14 protein-coding genes are annotated in these 12636 nt (G+C 55.2%); 10 read left to right on the top strand and 4 right to left on the bottom strand.

The window, feature by feature from the left end; genetic code table 11:
- Nucleotides 1–303 precede the first annotated feature (303 nt).
- The 5 genes from BFV97_RS16135 (at nucleotide 304) to tnpC (ending at nucleotide 4875) form a co-directional block, all read left to right on the top strand.
- The gene (locus tag BFV97_RS16135) at nucleotides 304–1008 is read left to right on the top strand and encodes an McrB family protein (RefSeq protein ID WP_069301428.1); all 705 of its coding nucleotides are present in this window, start codon (nucleotides 304–306) and stop codon (nucleotides 1006–1008) included.
- A 6-nt stretch (nucleotides 1009–1014) separates the two neighbouring features.
- Nucleotides 1015–2301 (top strand): McrC family protein, encoded by a 1287-nt coding sequence (locus BFV97_RS16130; protein WP_069301427.1) that lies wholly within the window; start codon nucleotides 1015–1017, stop codon nucleotides 2299–2301.
- A gap of 270 nt (nucleotides 2302–2571) precedes the next feature.
- The gene (locus BFV97_RS16125; RefSeq protein ID WP_037954242.1) at nucleotides 2572–2958 is read left to right on the top strand and encodes a transposase; all 387 of its coding nucleotides are present in this window, start codon (nucleotides 2572–2574) and stop codon (nucleotides 2956–2958) included.
- Nucleotides 2955–3308, top strand: a complete 354-nt coding sequence (tnpB, locus tag BFV97_RS16120; RefSeq protein ID WP_067625283.1) for an IS66 family insertion sequence element accessory protein TnpB — start codon at nucleotides 2955–2957, stop codon at nucleotides 3306–3308. The genes BFV97_RS16125 and tnpB overlap by 4 nt, the downstream gene beginning before the upstream one ends.
- 55 nt (nucleotides 3309–3363) lie before the next feature.
- Entirely contained in the window at nucleotides 3364–4875 is a 1512-nt protein-coding gene (tnpC, locus tag BFV97_RS16115; protein ID WP_069301426.1) for an IS66 family transposase, read from the top strand.
- A 101-nt stretch (nucleotides 4876–4976) separates the two neighbouring features.
- On the opposite strand, the gene BFV97_RS16110 is transcribed toward tnpC, so the two are convergent.
- The 4 genes from BFV97_RS16110 to BFV97_RS16095 all read right to left on the bottom strand — a co-directional run bounded on the left by BFV97_RS16110 (nucleotide 4977) and on the right by BFV97_RS16095 (nucleotide 8167).
- Nucleotides 4977–5174, bottom strand: a complete 198-nt coding sequence (locus tag BFV97_RS16110; protein WP_035262952.1) for a hypothetical protein — start codon at nucleotides 5172–5174, stop codon at nucleotides 4977–4979.
- Between the two features lie 330 nt (nucleotides 5175–5504).
- Nucleotides 5505–6773, bottom strand: a complete 1269-nt coding sequence (locus BFV97_RS16105; RefSeq protein ID WP_069301425.1) for a type II toxin-antitoxin system HipA family toxin — start codon at nucleotides 6771–6773, stop codon at nucleotides 5505–5507.
- A complete protein-coding gene (locus BFV97_RS16100) occupies nucleotides 6766–7068 on the bottom strand; it encodes a helix-turn-helix domain-containing protein (RefSeq protein WP_069301424.1) in 303 nt (100 codons plus the stop codon). The genes BFV97_RS16105 and BFV97_RS16100 overlap by 8 nt, the downstream gene beginning before the upstream one ends.
- Nucleotides 7069–7303: 235 nt before the next feature.
- On the bottom strand, nucleotides 7304–8167 hold the full coding sequence (locus tag BFV97_RS16095) for a hypothetical protein (RefSeq protein WP_069301423.1): 864 nt from the start codon (nucleotides 8165–8167) through the stop codon (nucleotides 7304–7306).
- Between the two features lie 804 nt (nucleotides 8168–8971).
- Here BFV97_RS16095 and BFV97_RS16090 point away from each other — a divergent pair.
- The 5 genes from BFV97_RS16090 (at nucleotide 8972) to BFV97_RS18810 (ending at nucleotide 12590) form a co-directional block, all read left to right on the top strand.
- Entirely contained in the window at nucleotides 8972–9724 is a 753-nt protein-coding gene (locus BFV97_RS16090; protein ID WP_069301422.1) for an amino acid ABC transporter substrate-binding protein, read from the top strand.
- A gap of 4 nt (nucleotides 9725–9728) precedes the next feature.
- Nucleotides 9729–10403 carry an amino acid ABC transporter permease gene (locus BFV97_RS16085; RefSeq protein WP_069301421.1) on the top strand — a complete coding sequence of 225 codons (675 nt, stop codon included), beginning with the start codon at nucleotides 9729–9731 and terminating at the stop codon, nucleotides 10401–10403.
- Nucleotides 10400–11158: an amino acid ABC transporter ATP-binding protein gene (locus tag BFV97_RS16080; protein ID WP_069301420.1), complete on the top strand. Its 759-nt coding sequence runs from the start codon at nucleotides 10400–10402 to the stop codon at nucleotides 11156–11158. Before BFV97_RS16085 ends, BFV97_RS16080 begins: the two co-directional genes overlap by 4 nt.
- Nucleotides 11159–11386: 228 nt before the next feature.
- The gene (locus BFV97_RS16075) at nucleotides 11387–12337 is read left to right on the top strand and encodes a class II glutamine amidotransferase (RefSeq protein WP_069301419.1); all 951 of its coding nucleotides are present in this window, start codon (nucleotides 11387–11389) and stop codon (nucleotides 12335–12337) included.
- A 100-nt stretch (nucleotides 12338–12437) separates the two neighbouring features.
- Nucleotides 12438–12590 (top strand): hypothetical protein, encoded by a 153-nt coding sequence (locus BFV97_RS18810; protein ID WP_157888350.1) that lies wholly within the window; start codon nucleotides 12438–12440, stop codon nucleotides 12588–12590.
- Nucleotides 12591–12636: the final 46 nt, after the last annotated feature.

Here is a 12636-nt window from a genome sequence, read left to right as displayed (position 1 = left end):
GAGGCGGCAAAGAAAACAAGAAAGGAGATGCCAGCATTGACCACAACATGACCGCTGAGACATAAACAAGGGTGGGTCAAATCTCGGTGAAAATACCGGGTCACTTCTCAACGGAAATCAACAGGCGTAGTTACCGGGCCTTATAGCTTTGATCCAGAGGCACGACATCCGCACCGAAGAGGCGTTGAATGGCGCTGGCACGCTGATGACGAGAACGGCATAGAGGTCGAAGACATCTACGCTAGTAACCTCTCGCAACAGTCGATCTATCAGCTGTTCCACGATAAGATAAACTGGCCCAATTTGCTTGCCTATTTAGAGCCTGCCTCGAAGGATGCGCCCCATCCGCCTCACGTTCTAATCATAGATGAGATCAACAGAGCTAATATTTCAAAGGTTCTGGGCGAGCTCATCACTCTGCTTGAAGAAGACAAGCGTGCGGGTGCCCTAAATGAATTGACGGTAACTCTGCCATACTCAGGGGACCGCTTTGCGCTCCCAGCAAATCTTCACATCGTCGGCACAATGAATACGGCAGACCGCTCAATTGCGCTTCTCGATACAGCACTTCGTAGGCGGTTTCGTTTCGAAGAAATTCCTCCTCGCCCCGAACTCCTGAGCGATATCGTCCTTGAGGGTATCGGTTTGGACAGTGTTCTCGAGGCGATCAACAAGCGACTTGAATGGTATCTCGGCGCAGATCACCTGATCGGTCATGCATACTTCACGAGCGTTGAAAGCTTGGAGCAGCTGGATGAGGTCATCGCCAACAAGATCATTCCGCTTCTGAAGGAGTATTTCCATGAAGATCTTAGCCGCGTTCGGGCCATACTCGGTGGTGGAAATGCATTCCTGCGCAGAGAGCGGCTAACGGCCCCACCCGGTGTGGATGAAGCGTACGAAGACGAAAGGTACAGATACGTAGACAATTATCTTGAGCTCGGACAGTACGGTCGTGACGCATACGATGAATTGATCGGGTCCGTTCAGCAGAAGCAGTCGGGCTAACCCTAAATGGCCAAACTCGCTAATCACCAATCGGTTTTGATCGAGCGCGAGTGGGGTGTATTCCCAATCGGTGAGAATGGAATTCATCAGAACGAGGCTGAGGCATTCTTCAAAGCGGGTGAGCGGGCCGCCCGGGAGCTGCGATTGCCACAAGGGGCTGTGCTCAACCGTGTTGTTGGAGGTCTCAAAGCGGGCCAAGTCTGCGGTGTTCTGAGCTACAAAGGCCGATCTTTGGAAATACTTCCGAAGATTAACAGCACAGAGTCAGAGAGCCGATTAGCGCTTGTCCGAATGCTCTCTGTTGCAAATGATCTTCGGGTCTCAGATGGCGAATTGGCTCAACTTCAAACTCAGCGGCGAAACTTACTTGAACTTCTCATCGCGCTCTTTGCCCGCAGGCTGACAAAAGCGATAAAAGGTGGCATCCAGAGGCGCTATAAGGGTCAAGAGGACGACCTGCCTTTTGTTCGTGGGGCAATCAATATTGGGCAACAACTCACCAAGCGGCCCGTGGCCCCGACAAAGCTCTTCTGCGAGTTCGACGAGCTCTCCGAAAACACACCAATGAACCGCCTTTTAAAAGCCGCTACTCTGCGTTTGCGTGGCATCAGCCGGAGTTCGGCGACCCAAAGAAATCTGCAGATCATACTAGATGTATTTAGGGACGTTGGTCGTTCTCAAAACCCGCTGGCGGAACCAATTCAGAATGATCGTAGTGCTACGGCTTTCTCCAACTTGGTGCCATTGGCGCGACTGTTCTTAAGAGGCGATTGGCAGAACACTACGTCGGGAAACACGACTGGGACGGCCCTCTTGTTTCCAATGAACGATCTTTTTGAACGCTACGTCGCCCGTCGCGCTCAACAGACACTCGGACGCGGCATCGTTCATAAGCAGCATTTTCAGCACCACGCTTTGAGCAATAAACTTTTCCGAATGATCCCCGATATTGTCATCGACTATACTGATGAGCCGGTGATCATTGATACGAAGTGGAAGCAACTCGATCCTACCGACACGCAAAGGCTCGGGGTCGCGCAGCCGGACATCTATCAGATGCTCGCCTATGGCCACAGCTATGCGACCGATGGAGCAATGCCGAGGCTCGTGCTCCTGTATCCTCACCATGCAGCTTTAGGGAAATCGGAAGGCGTTTTGCGTCAGTGGTCTGTAACCGGCTCTGAGATTCCTCTTACGATTGCGACCGTGGACATTACAAAGCGGCGCTCTCCAGAGCAGTGGCGAGATTTGTTTGAGCAGATTGCACCCGCACCATCTGTTGCGATTTCGTAGAGACCTTGTGTTTTCGCAAGTGTTTGCCGACACTGTGTTAAACACCGTGTTTCAGGTTACTGTGTCCAACACAGCGTTTGACACAAAACCCAAGGGCACCGGCGACGGGGTGCGAATACACCTTCACAGTCCAGCCGATAGCGAAGTGAATACCGCGGAATCAATCCGCCATGCCCACGAAATTTCGTATGCGGTGCGCCGCTCCCACACTTACAGCTTAGCGCTTGATCTGCGATTCAGAGGCTTCTTTGTTTTGTGGGGAGTTTCTCGATGGGAGCTACAAGCGAGTTTCTGGCAATGGTGCCTCGTCGTGCGGACGGGAAGCGGAATTGGCCGTCTGAGTTGAAAGCTCGGATTGTTGCTGAGACATTGATTGAAGGCGAGACGGTCAAGGCGGTGGCGAAGCGATACGAACTGATCCCCAGCACCGTGTCGGATTGGCGGCGGTTGGCGCGCCAGGGCAAGCTGGTTCTGCCAAACCTGGATGGCATGGATTTTGTGCCGGTCGAGATTGAAGCGCCTGCGCCCGAGGCCCAGCCTCTGGCGGCGACATCCTCCGGCACGATTGATGTGATCAAAGGCGATGTCACCGTTCGTCTTGATGCGGCGGCGACTGCGACACGGATCGCTGAGATCGCCCGGGCTTTGGTCACGTGATCACGCCGTCCCACAAGGTGCGGATTTTTGTCGCCAGTGATCCGGTGGACTTCCGCAAGGGCCACGATGGGTTGGCTGCTCTGGTTCAGAGCCAACTGCGTCAGAAGCCTTTTGATGGGTCGGTCTATGTGTTTCGGTCTAAGCGGGCGGATCGGCTGAAGTTGCTTTATTGGGACGGCAGCGGGCTTGTGATGGCGTACAAGCGGCTGGAGGATAACAGCTTTACATGGCCTGCGATCAAGAACGGGGTGATGCGGCTGGAACCGGCCCAGTTTGAGGCGCTGTTTGCGGGTTTGGACTGGCGGCGCGTGCGGCCTCTGGAGGTGGCAGCCCCAGCTGCGGCGGAGTGACTCACTGGCACGTTTGCACGGGTCATTCGGCCCTTGTTTTGCTATGGTATCGGTCATGACTGCACCTGACGAATTGCCTGATGACATTGCCGAATTGAAGGCGATCATCCGTGCGCAGCAGGATCAGAATGCGCGGCTGGAAGCCTTGGTCGCTTCCTTCAAAAAGGCGCTCTTCGGGGCCAAGTCCGAGAAGATCGATCCGGCCCAATATGAGCTGGAACTCGAAGATATCGAGACGGCCATCGCGCAGGTGGAAGCCGAGATCGACGCCGACGCGCGCACCGCGCCTGTGCGGCCCCCAAAGCCTCGCCAAACTAATCGCGGATCACTGCCCAAACATCTGGAACGGGTGGAGGTTGTCATTGAGCCAGAGTTGTCATGCGCGTGTGGAACTGAACGTCATGTCATTGGCGAAGATGTCAGCGAACGCTTGGACATCATTCCGGCGCAGTTCCGGGTGATTGTCACCCGGCGGCCCAAATACGCCTGCCGGTCCTGTGAGGGTGGGGTCACCCAAGTGCCCGCACCGGCCCACATTATCGCAGGTGGCATGCCGACCGAGGCCACGCTGGCGCATGTGCTCGTCTCCAAATACGCGGATCACCTGCCTCTTTACCGGCAAGCACAGATTTACAGCCGTCAGGGGATAGATCTGGATCGCTCGACCTTGGCGGCGTGGGTTGGCAAATCGGCGTTCGAATTGACCCCGGTTTATAATGCGCTCATGGACGACCTGAAACGCTCCACCAAGCTCTTCATGGATGAAACGCCCGCGCCGGTTCTGGCACCCGGGCGCAAACGCACAAAAACAGGATACTTTTGGGCGCTTGCCCGCAATGACAAGCCATGGAGTGGTGATGATCCTCCCGGTGTGGCCTTCACATATGCCCCGGGACGATCCGGCCAGCACGCAGATAATATTTTGAACGGCTTTAGCGGCACCCTGCAGGTGGACGGCTACGCAGGCTATAACCGCTTGCTGAAACGTCCGACGCAGGATGTGACGCTGGCCTATTGCTGGGCCCATGCCCGCCGCAAACTGCATGATGTTACCCAATCCGGAGCGGCACCAATCGCGCAGGAAGGTCTGAACCAAATCCAGGCACTCTACCGCATCGAAAAAGACCTGCGCGGCCTGTCTGCCGACCAACGCAGCGCTGCACGACAGAAACGCTCAAGACCCATCATCGATGCCTTCGAGCTTTGGCTCGCACAAAGCCGCGCCCGCGTCTCAAGCAAATCTCCGACTGGAGAAGCCCTGAAATACATCGCCAAATACTGGGACGGGCTGTGCCTGTTCCTCACCGATGGCCGCATCGAACTCGACAACAATCCAGTCGAGCGCACCATCCGTCCCATAGCCCTCAACCGCAAAAATGCGCTCTTCGCCGGACACGATGCCGGGGCGCAAAACTGGGCCGTCATCGCCTCCCTGATCGAGACCTGCAAACTCAATGGGATCGAGCCCCACGGCTATCTGTCAGGTGTCCTGACAGCTATCGCCCAAGGACACAAACAAACCGACATCAACGAACTGCTGCCTTGGAATTACGCCAAACCCGTGTGACCAGCGCACCGCTTACGAAATTTCACCTGAAAGCCGAACTACAGCTTAGCTCTATCGCCCCAAAAGAAAGCCAGGGCGGGAACCCCGCCCTGGCATTGAGGTCATTCGGTGACCGGATCTTCGTCGCGACGTGGGAAGGCGACCATTTCGACGTCGGGGAACATGCTGTGTTTGACGTTGATCGACGTGATGTTGCCGCTGTCGTCGGTGTTGACGAAGAGGACGCCGCAGCGGTCCCAGAAGTTCTTGCCGTCTTTTTCACCGGATTTGACGTTCAGTTTCAGAGTTTGAGTAGCCATTTTTTGATCCTCACTTTGAGTGTTTCGATGAACATGACCAAAGCTGGCACGAAGGGGCTGTCAGCGAGAAACTTGCCTCGCGAGGAATGCGCTGGCGCAGGGGAATTTTCTTGTTGAAGCGGGGGCTTGCCCCGCGTCGGACACGGCTGCCCGCTTATGTTCAGCAATCGGAAACACGGCACTGAGGATCTGGGTTTGGCACTCAGAATTTAACTGGTCTCGTCAACCTGCTCCGAAAGGGCGCAGGAACTTCTGGGATCGCAGCGGCCATTATTCTCGACATCTTACGCTGCAGCGTAATTTTTCCAGATTTGCGCTTCAGCGTAAGTTTCACACTGGTGTGTTGCTTTGTCCTCGAGAGGCGACAGCTGCCCCAGTTTGCGCTCGCGCCAGATCCGCTTCCTCGTGCTCGAAGGCTGTCGTCATCTCTTTGATTTCCCTCTCCGCAGCCCCCAAAGCCCGGGCAACGTCGCGCCAAGCCATAGTCGCTTCTGCGACCTCTGCAATGATGCGATCTGCCTCGCCGCGTTCGAGAAGATAGGATTCATGTTGCGCGCGGTGCAGAGCAATACTGGCATCCGGATTGTCGTCATCAACGTAGCTTTTGAGCATGCGTGGTTGGTTCGGAACAGGGTTGATGTCGTAGGCCGGTGAGAGGTGCCATCCGCCACGCCCACGCAGAAATCCGTGATTGCGCATATGGTCATCGAGGTTCGTGACAAGAATGGAAAAGGCAACCCGCCGGTACAGCTCTTCGCGGTCTTGATCGGGTGTGACGCTTTCTGAGGTGATAATGTCTGCCAGATCCAAATAGCTGTAGCTTTCGCCATCCTTGCCGCCCAGCATCGCCATAGCGGAGATGAACGGGATCCTGCCGTCCTCGTTCCGGTCAAACCGATGGGACAAGAAAACAGGCTTGTTGCCAGCCATCTCAAGCGTGTGATCCGAAACCGTGATTCCGGCGCGTCTTGCCAATTCCAGTGCAATGGCTTCCCAGCGTTCCACGCAATAGGTGTCGGTCTCTTTCGGGAACTTGGCGACAGAAAGACGGCCGTGTTGGTCGAGTATGCTGGCCTTCGGGCGAGCACCCCCGAGGGAACTTCCCGGAGCAAACAGCATTTTGAGGTCCTCAGCGGTCTCTTCCCCGCGAAGAACGCGCTGAGACGCATGAAGCAAATCACCGAGGCTCACCAGCGCAGGCACCCCGATACCCTTGCGCGCTTGAAACTCACCATCAACCTTGAAGCGCAGCGCGCCCAAACGGGTCTCGTCATTCACCCCAAGCAGATAGTCGGTTTCTTGCAGCACTCTCGGACGTCGCCCTTCGGCCTCTGCCATGCGCCCCTCATAGCGCCGCATCACCGTTCTGCCCCAGGTATCAGGGGCAGAATCCCCAAGCGGTGCGAGCATGTCCTGCCCTGCCTCAGGCACGAATTGCCCTTTGACGAGAGGCATGTCCGGCGAAAGCCCAAAGGCATTTTCGTCGGCAAGCCAGTCGTCATGATAGGTAAAAGACACCCGCTCTCGGCCGCGCCCCGCTGTGCGGTGGAGCGAACCGACCTGTTTCAGCCCCTTCCAGTCGATCCAGACCTCAACCATTTTTCAGTCTCGCACGCTGCGGGAGGTCATCCAGGGCCATCTGCTCGCCAACCGGATCATCCAGATCCCCCCAGCCTTTCAGGAGGCCAAGCGCCTGCAAAACAGCCACGTAAGTGCCGATCTTGACTGCGGGGTTGCCGCTTTCGATCTTGGCGATGGTCTGCCGCGTTGTGCCAGCACGCTGCGCAACAATCTCAGCGGTCAATTTGCGGCGCAGTCGCGCAACGCGAATGTTTTCCCCAAGTGCCACGAGCTCCTTACGCGCCGCCCTGGGTATTTTGATCGGAACAGCCATAATGATATCTCCAAGCGACACTAAGCACCCATATGTTACGCTGAGAAAACATTAATGTCAAATTTCATCGCTTAGCTCCATAACCCAACGCCGCCACACCAGTCACACCTTATGTTATCTCAGTGGAACATTGAGCGCATTAAGGTTACCACTACGAAACACAACCCGGTCACCTCACCACACTGATACAACGCGTCTGCTCGAACGAAACGATTGCGTTGTCTTCCTTCGAGAGTCATGCCTGCAGCCCCGCAGCGCGAACCTGTTCGGGCGTTACCAGCTTTGACGCGATCAAGTCTTCGATCTGGCGGTTCGTGATATGGCGGCACAGGGGGTGGCGCTCGTGGATCCACTCGGCGAGGCTCGCACGGCCTTTGGCTTCGGCCTCTCGAGCCTTCTCACGGTCGGCCTGGATCTGGGCCAGTCCCTTCTCCCATCGTCGCATCTTGAACCAGTTGTCCGAGAAACAGACCTTACTGCGCGTAAAGCCCTCGCTTTCCTTCGCATAGGCTTTGACCGCCTGAAGCAGGTCATCGGGCTCTATCCCGGCTTTCACAGCCGCTGCGATCTGGCCCAGAGTAGTCCGCCGGTCTCGGATCCTGTCTTCGGGATAGGCCGCCAAGATCTTCTCAGCTTCAAGATCTTCAACCTCCTCCGCCGCCTCGCGCCTGCGCGTAGGTGGTTTATGGATGGTTTTAGGATGGTTTGGGGTCCACCGTGAACCCCGTACCCCGTTCACCGTGGACCCCGTACCGGGTTCAGGCTGGACGGGGGTCACTGTGAACCCCGTCTCAATGTCGGGCTCGGCCGTGGTTTCGAGCGCGGCCACGCGCTCCAGAACGATGCGGTAAATGACGGTGTAGCCATTCTTGCAGTGCCGCCGCCCCGTCTCAATCAGAATGCCTTCGCGCAGGAAGTCGATGATGGTGCGCTTGACCGTGCTCTCGCTGAGCTCTGTGTGGCGCTGGATCGTCCCCTTCGAACACCAGATACCAGAGCCATCGTCGCTCGCTTTGTCGGCTAGGAACATGATGATCTGCTTGCGCGCGGCGCTGCCAAAGCGGCGCTCGGCGCATTCATTTGCGATGCGCCAGCTCATGATCTCACCGCCAATTGGGTTGAGGTCAGACCGGAAATGCCGTAGGTATTGGGACGGAGATATTCTTCTATGCCGTTGAGGTGGGTGGCCGCCCCCTCAGCGGTTTTTCTTTGCCCTTTCGCCAGAGCGGGAGACTGTGAAAAACCGTTTACTTGGGCCTCGTAACCTATTGAAAAGTGACCCTGAACGAAACAAGTCCGTTTACAATTTTTCCCTTTAAAATCAGCAAAATTTTCCGGATTGCAAATCCGTGTACACCGGTTCGATTCCGGTACTCGCCTCCATTAAAATCAATGACTTATCGGACTGTTTGCAAACGCGAGACTCAAAATTTAGGCATATTAACTTCATTCCATTCATTTCGCTGCGCTTTCACCGCTCTGCAATCCTTCTCTTAAGGCTGGTGAAACAGAGGTTCGCTACCTTCCTAAAAACTATCGTAGCTCAGCGTCCCGTTCGGCGCTGGACGATGGTAGTCATCCGCACTGCAAAAACTTGCAAAACGAGCTTCTGCTTGTAGTGAAGGTTCTGAACCGGGACTGGGGCCGTCAAATCCGCCACTCGTTATCGCGTTACATTCAGCCGTGCGATTAACTGTGCGCGATTGCGCTGCTAAACGCTCATTTCTCACTTCTCAGTATCGTGGGAAAAATACGACATCGCATTCATTCCTAAAACTGTGTGTGGTGGAGAACAGTTTTCCTGTCACATCAACAGAATTATGACACTGGTCTTATCTTGGAATGCTCCATTGAAGCGCGATTTATAGGTGTTACCTCCGCTTCAAATGAACGGAGAATCAGAATGAAAAAGTCTTTAGCAATCACAGCACTCGCCCTGTCTGTGACTTTCAGCGCGGCCCACTCAGAGACACTGAACGTGGGCATGTCGGGCGGTTACTTTCCCTTTACGTTCGTGAAGCTCGATAAATTGCAGGGCTTCGAGGTTGACTTTATGAATGCCATTGCAGCCGAAACAGGGGACGAAGTGAAGTTTGTCACGATGTCGTTTTCTGGTCTGATCGGGGCTTTGGAAACGGGACGGATTGACACGATCGCCAACCAGATCACCATCACACCGGAGCGCGAGGAGAAATTTGCGTTTTCGCAGCCCTACGTCTTTGACGGCGCTCAAGTCGTGGTCAAAAAGGGTAACGAAGGGTCGATTACGGGCGTCGAGGATCTTAGCGGCAAGACTGTCGCGGTGAACCTCGGCTCTAATTTCGAGCAGTTGTTGAACGCGCTTCCGAACGCCAGTGACATCAATATCCGGACCTATGAGAGCAACATTGCCCAAGACACTGCGCTTGGCCGTGTTGATGCTTTCGTCATGGATCGCGTGTCCTCTGCTCAACTGATCGCAGAAAGCCCTCTGCCGCTCGCGTTTGCTGGTACGCCGTTCAGCGAAATCCGCAATGCGCTGCCGTTCCGTAACGACGAAAACGGGGTCGAACTGCGTGACCGCATGGACGCTGCAATCACCACACTGAAAGAAAACGGCACTTTGGCCGAGATCTCCGAGAAATGGTTCGGAACCGACATTTCGGCCGTGGAGTAGGTCAATGCGTGCGCTGGACTTTGAGTACATGGGAGACTTGCTCCCGATCCTTCTGGGGTATGTTCCCCTGACGCTATTTATGGCGCTGGTCGGTATGGTGTTCGCACTCATACTGGCCTCGCTTCTGGCGGTTGAGCGGGTTTTCCGCGTGCCGGTCCTTGACGGTTTTGTGCGCCTTTTCATCAGCTTCTTTCGCGGCACCCCGCTTTTGGTGCAGTTGTTCCTGTTTTACTACGGCTTGCCGCAGGTTCTGGCGTTTCTGACCACAATCAGTGGCGTGACAGCGACGATTATGGGCCTGACCCTGCATTTTTCTGCCTATATGGCCGAGAGTATCCGCGCGGCGATCCTTGGTGTTGACCGCAGCCAATGGGAAGCGTCGCAAGCTGTCGGCATGACGCAAACGCAAATGATGGGCCAAATTATCCTACCGCAAGCGGCCCGAGTGGCGGCGCCAACCTTGGTGAACTATTTTATAGATATGATCAAAGGCACATCGCTCGCTTTCACCTTGGGGGTCACTGAACTTATGGGCGCGACACAAAAAGAGGCGGCAGGCAGCTTTCTCTACTTTGAGGCCTTTCTTGTTGTGGCTGCGATCTATTGGGTCATGGTTGAGCTGCTGTCCTTCGCGCAACGCCACCTGGAAACCTACTTGAACAAGGCCTATGCAAGATGACATCCAATGCTGCTATATCAATCAAAGGGCTGAGCAAATCTTTCGGGGATACCCCTGTTCTGCAGAATATCTCACTGGACATTGCACAGGGGGAACGGGTGGTTATCGTCGGGCCTTCCGGTACAGGTAAGTCCACGTTGCTAAGGAGCCTGAACTATCTTGACCGACCGGACAGCGGGACGATCAGGGTTGGAGATCTGACCGTAGATGCCGCCCGCGCATCGCGGTCTGACATTTTGGCACTGCGGCGCAGAACCTCTTTTGTGTTCCAGAACTATGCCCTCTTTGCCAATAAGACAGCGCGTGAAAATATCACCCAAGCGCTCATCACCGTGAAAGGCCTATCCAAAGCAAAAGCCATTGCCCGCGCGGATGAGACATTGCGTGAAACAGGTCTCATCGGCAAAGCTGCGTCCTATCCTGCCGCGCTCTCTGGCGGGCAACAACAGCGCGTCGGCATAGGGCGCGCAATGGCTCTGGATGCGGATCTGATGCTTTTTGATGAGCCGACCTCAGCACTTGATCCCGAATGGGTCGGTGAGGTGCTGGACCTGATGCGGCGCGTCGCTGAAAAGCGTCAGACGATGCTGATCGTTACGCATGAAATGCAATTTGCCCGAGAAATTGCAGATCGGATTATCTTCATGTCAGACGGGCAGATTGTTGAACAGGGAAGGCCAGAGAGTTTGCTTGAAAACCCCCAGGATGCACGCACAAAAACCTTCTTGCGACGGGTTGCAAAGACAGGGTCTTAGAGCAGATGTGCGCAAGCCATCTACCCGTGACTAACACGGCGTTCCAGTCGTCGCCGCGTTTGCTCTGGCAGAGTTAGGAGCAAAGCCTGATCCGACGCGCACCCACCTTGCCCAACGCTGCGTAAACCGGCAAGGTTTGCTGTAGCACTGCAGCGACTTTTGCACGGGGCCGGACCAGTGCGTGGCAGGCCGGAGAGGTTTGCGATCATTTAACACGTTAGGAAAGCTATGTGCCGCGTCTTTGCCTATATCGGGCCTGAAATTCCCCTTGAGAGCCTGCTCCTTGATCCAGAAAACAGCTTGATCAATCAAAGCTTGGATCCCGAGCTTCATCCAGACCTGCAACTGGCGGGCTGGGGATTTGGCGCGTGGAGCGAACATCTTCTCAAGCCGGAAGAACCCTTGCTGTACCACAGACCCAAGGCAGCATTTTATGACGACAACACCAAAGGCCTTATCCCGAGCCTTCAGGGAAGTACCCTGCTCGCCCATGTGAGAGCATCGGACTATAATGCCAGTGTTGTTCAGGCCGATGAAAATTGTCACCCGTTTGCGTTTAAGGAAACGCCGTGGATCATTGCCCAAAACGGCGCCTTACCGAATTGGAGATTACTCCAAAGGGAACTGCTGGCGCATTGTGAAGATCGCTATCTCAAGCAGATGAAAGGCACCACGGACACGGAATTCCTTTATGTCCTGCTTCTATCACTGCTTAAGGGCGACAGTGACGAAGACGTTCAAAAAGGTTTCGAGCGGTTGCTCGAAGTCATTGTTCAGGCGATGCAAAAGCTCGATTTACCTGCGCTGACCAAACTGAAGATCGCATTGGTTTCGACTAACCGTATCATCGGGGTCAATTACGGATGCGGGCACGACGGAGAGACCGACCCTAAGGGCGATTGGAAACAACTGCGGCCGTCTGAACCGGGACAGGACGATATAGCGCTCTCCATGCTTTTAGAGCCGATGTATCTGCTTATGGGACAGAACTTTCAGGATCATGCGAAATCCTACAAGGTCGATCCCTGTCCACAGGGCGAGGCAACCTCCGCTATTTTCGCGTCCGAGCCGCTGACCGAGGACGGCGACGAATGGCTAAACATCGAATTTGGTTCGATGGTCGCTCTTGAACGAAAGGACGGGAAAATTCTTAAGAAAGTGATCACGTTGAACGTGTAGGACTGCAAATCTACCGCCGCAGTCACACGGACGTTCGCGCCAAAAGGAATAACATCAACGGCTGATCGCTACCTGAACTTCCAAGAAGTTGTCCGCTGACATGCAGGCGAGGGTCAACTACCGTTTCGTCAGCGAGGATCGCGGCACGTCCATGGTGATCCTTGCCCGGCATGGGGATGCCGCGCAATGCAGAGCTTTTGGCACGCTGCTGCGAAATCCCATTACCGCCCTGCTTTCGCGGCTTGCCCGTTAATGCGCTTTGGTGGCTTTCCAAAGTTCATCAGACAGAGTAGGCATCC

The organism is Neptunicoccus sediminis (assembly GCF_001719615.1).
In the GTDB taxonomy this organism is placed as follows: domain Bacteria; phylum Pseudomonadota; class Alphaproteobacteria; order Rhodobacterales; family Rhodobacteraceae; genus Amylibacter; species Amylibacter sediminis.
This window is presented reverse-complemented; position numbering and strand designations above follow the sequence as displayed.

Bases quoted from the DNA above. Each gene is read 5' to 3' on its own strand.
- BFV97_RS16130 (WP_069301427.1), top strand. From the start codon at position 1,015: ATGGCCAAACTCGCTAATCACCAATCGGTTTTGATCGAGCGCGAGTGG.
- BFV97_RS16125 (WP_037954242.1), top strand. From the start codon at position 2,572: ATGGGAGCTACAAGCGAGTTTCTGGCAATGGTGCCTCGTCGTGCGGAC.
- tnpC (WP_069301426.1), top strand. From the start codon at position 3,364: ATGACTGCACCTGACGAATTGCCTGATGACATTGCCGAATTGAAGGCG.
- BFV97_RS16110 (WP_035262952.1), bottom strand. From the start codon at position 5,174: ATGGCTACTCAAACTCTGAAACTGAACGTCAAATCCGGTGAAAAAGAC.
- BFV97_RS16105 (WP_069301425.1), bottom strand. From the start codon at position 6,773: ATGGTTGAGGTCTGGATCGACTGGAAGGGGCTGAAACAGGTCGGTTCG.
- BFV97_RS16100 (WP_069301424.1), bottom strand. From the start codon at position 7,068: ATGGCTGTTCCGATCAAAATACCCAGGGCGGCGCGTAAGGAGCTCGTG.
- BFV97_RS16095 (WP_069301423.1), bottom strand. From the start codon at position 8,167: ATGAGCTGGCGCATCGCAAATGAATGCGCCGAGCGCCGCTTTGGCAGC.
- BFV97_RS16090 (WP_069301422.1), top strand. From the start codon at position 8,972: ATGAAAAAGTCTTTAGCAATCACAGCACTCGCCCTGTCTGTGACTTTC.
- BFV97_RS16085 (WP_069301421.1), top strand. From the start codon at position 9,729: ATGCGTGCGCTGGACTTTGAGTACATGGGAGACTTGCTCCCGATCCTT.
- BFV97_RS16080 (WP_069301420.1), top strand. From the start codon at position 10,400: ATGACATCCAATGCTGCTATATCAATCAAAGGGCTGAGCAAATCTTTC.
- BFV97_RS16075 (WP_069301419.1), top strand. From the start codon at position 11,387: ATGTGCCGCGTCTTTGCCTATATCGGGCCTGAAATTCCCCTTGAGAGC.
- BFV97_RS18810 (WP_157888350.1), top strand. From the start codon at position 12,438: ATGCAGGCGAGGGTCAACTACCGTTTCGTCAGCGAGGATCGCGGCACG.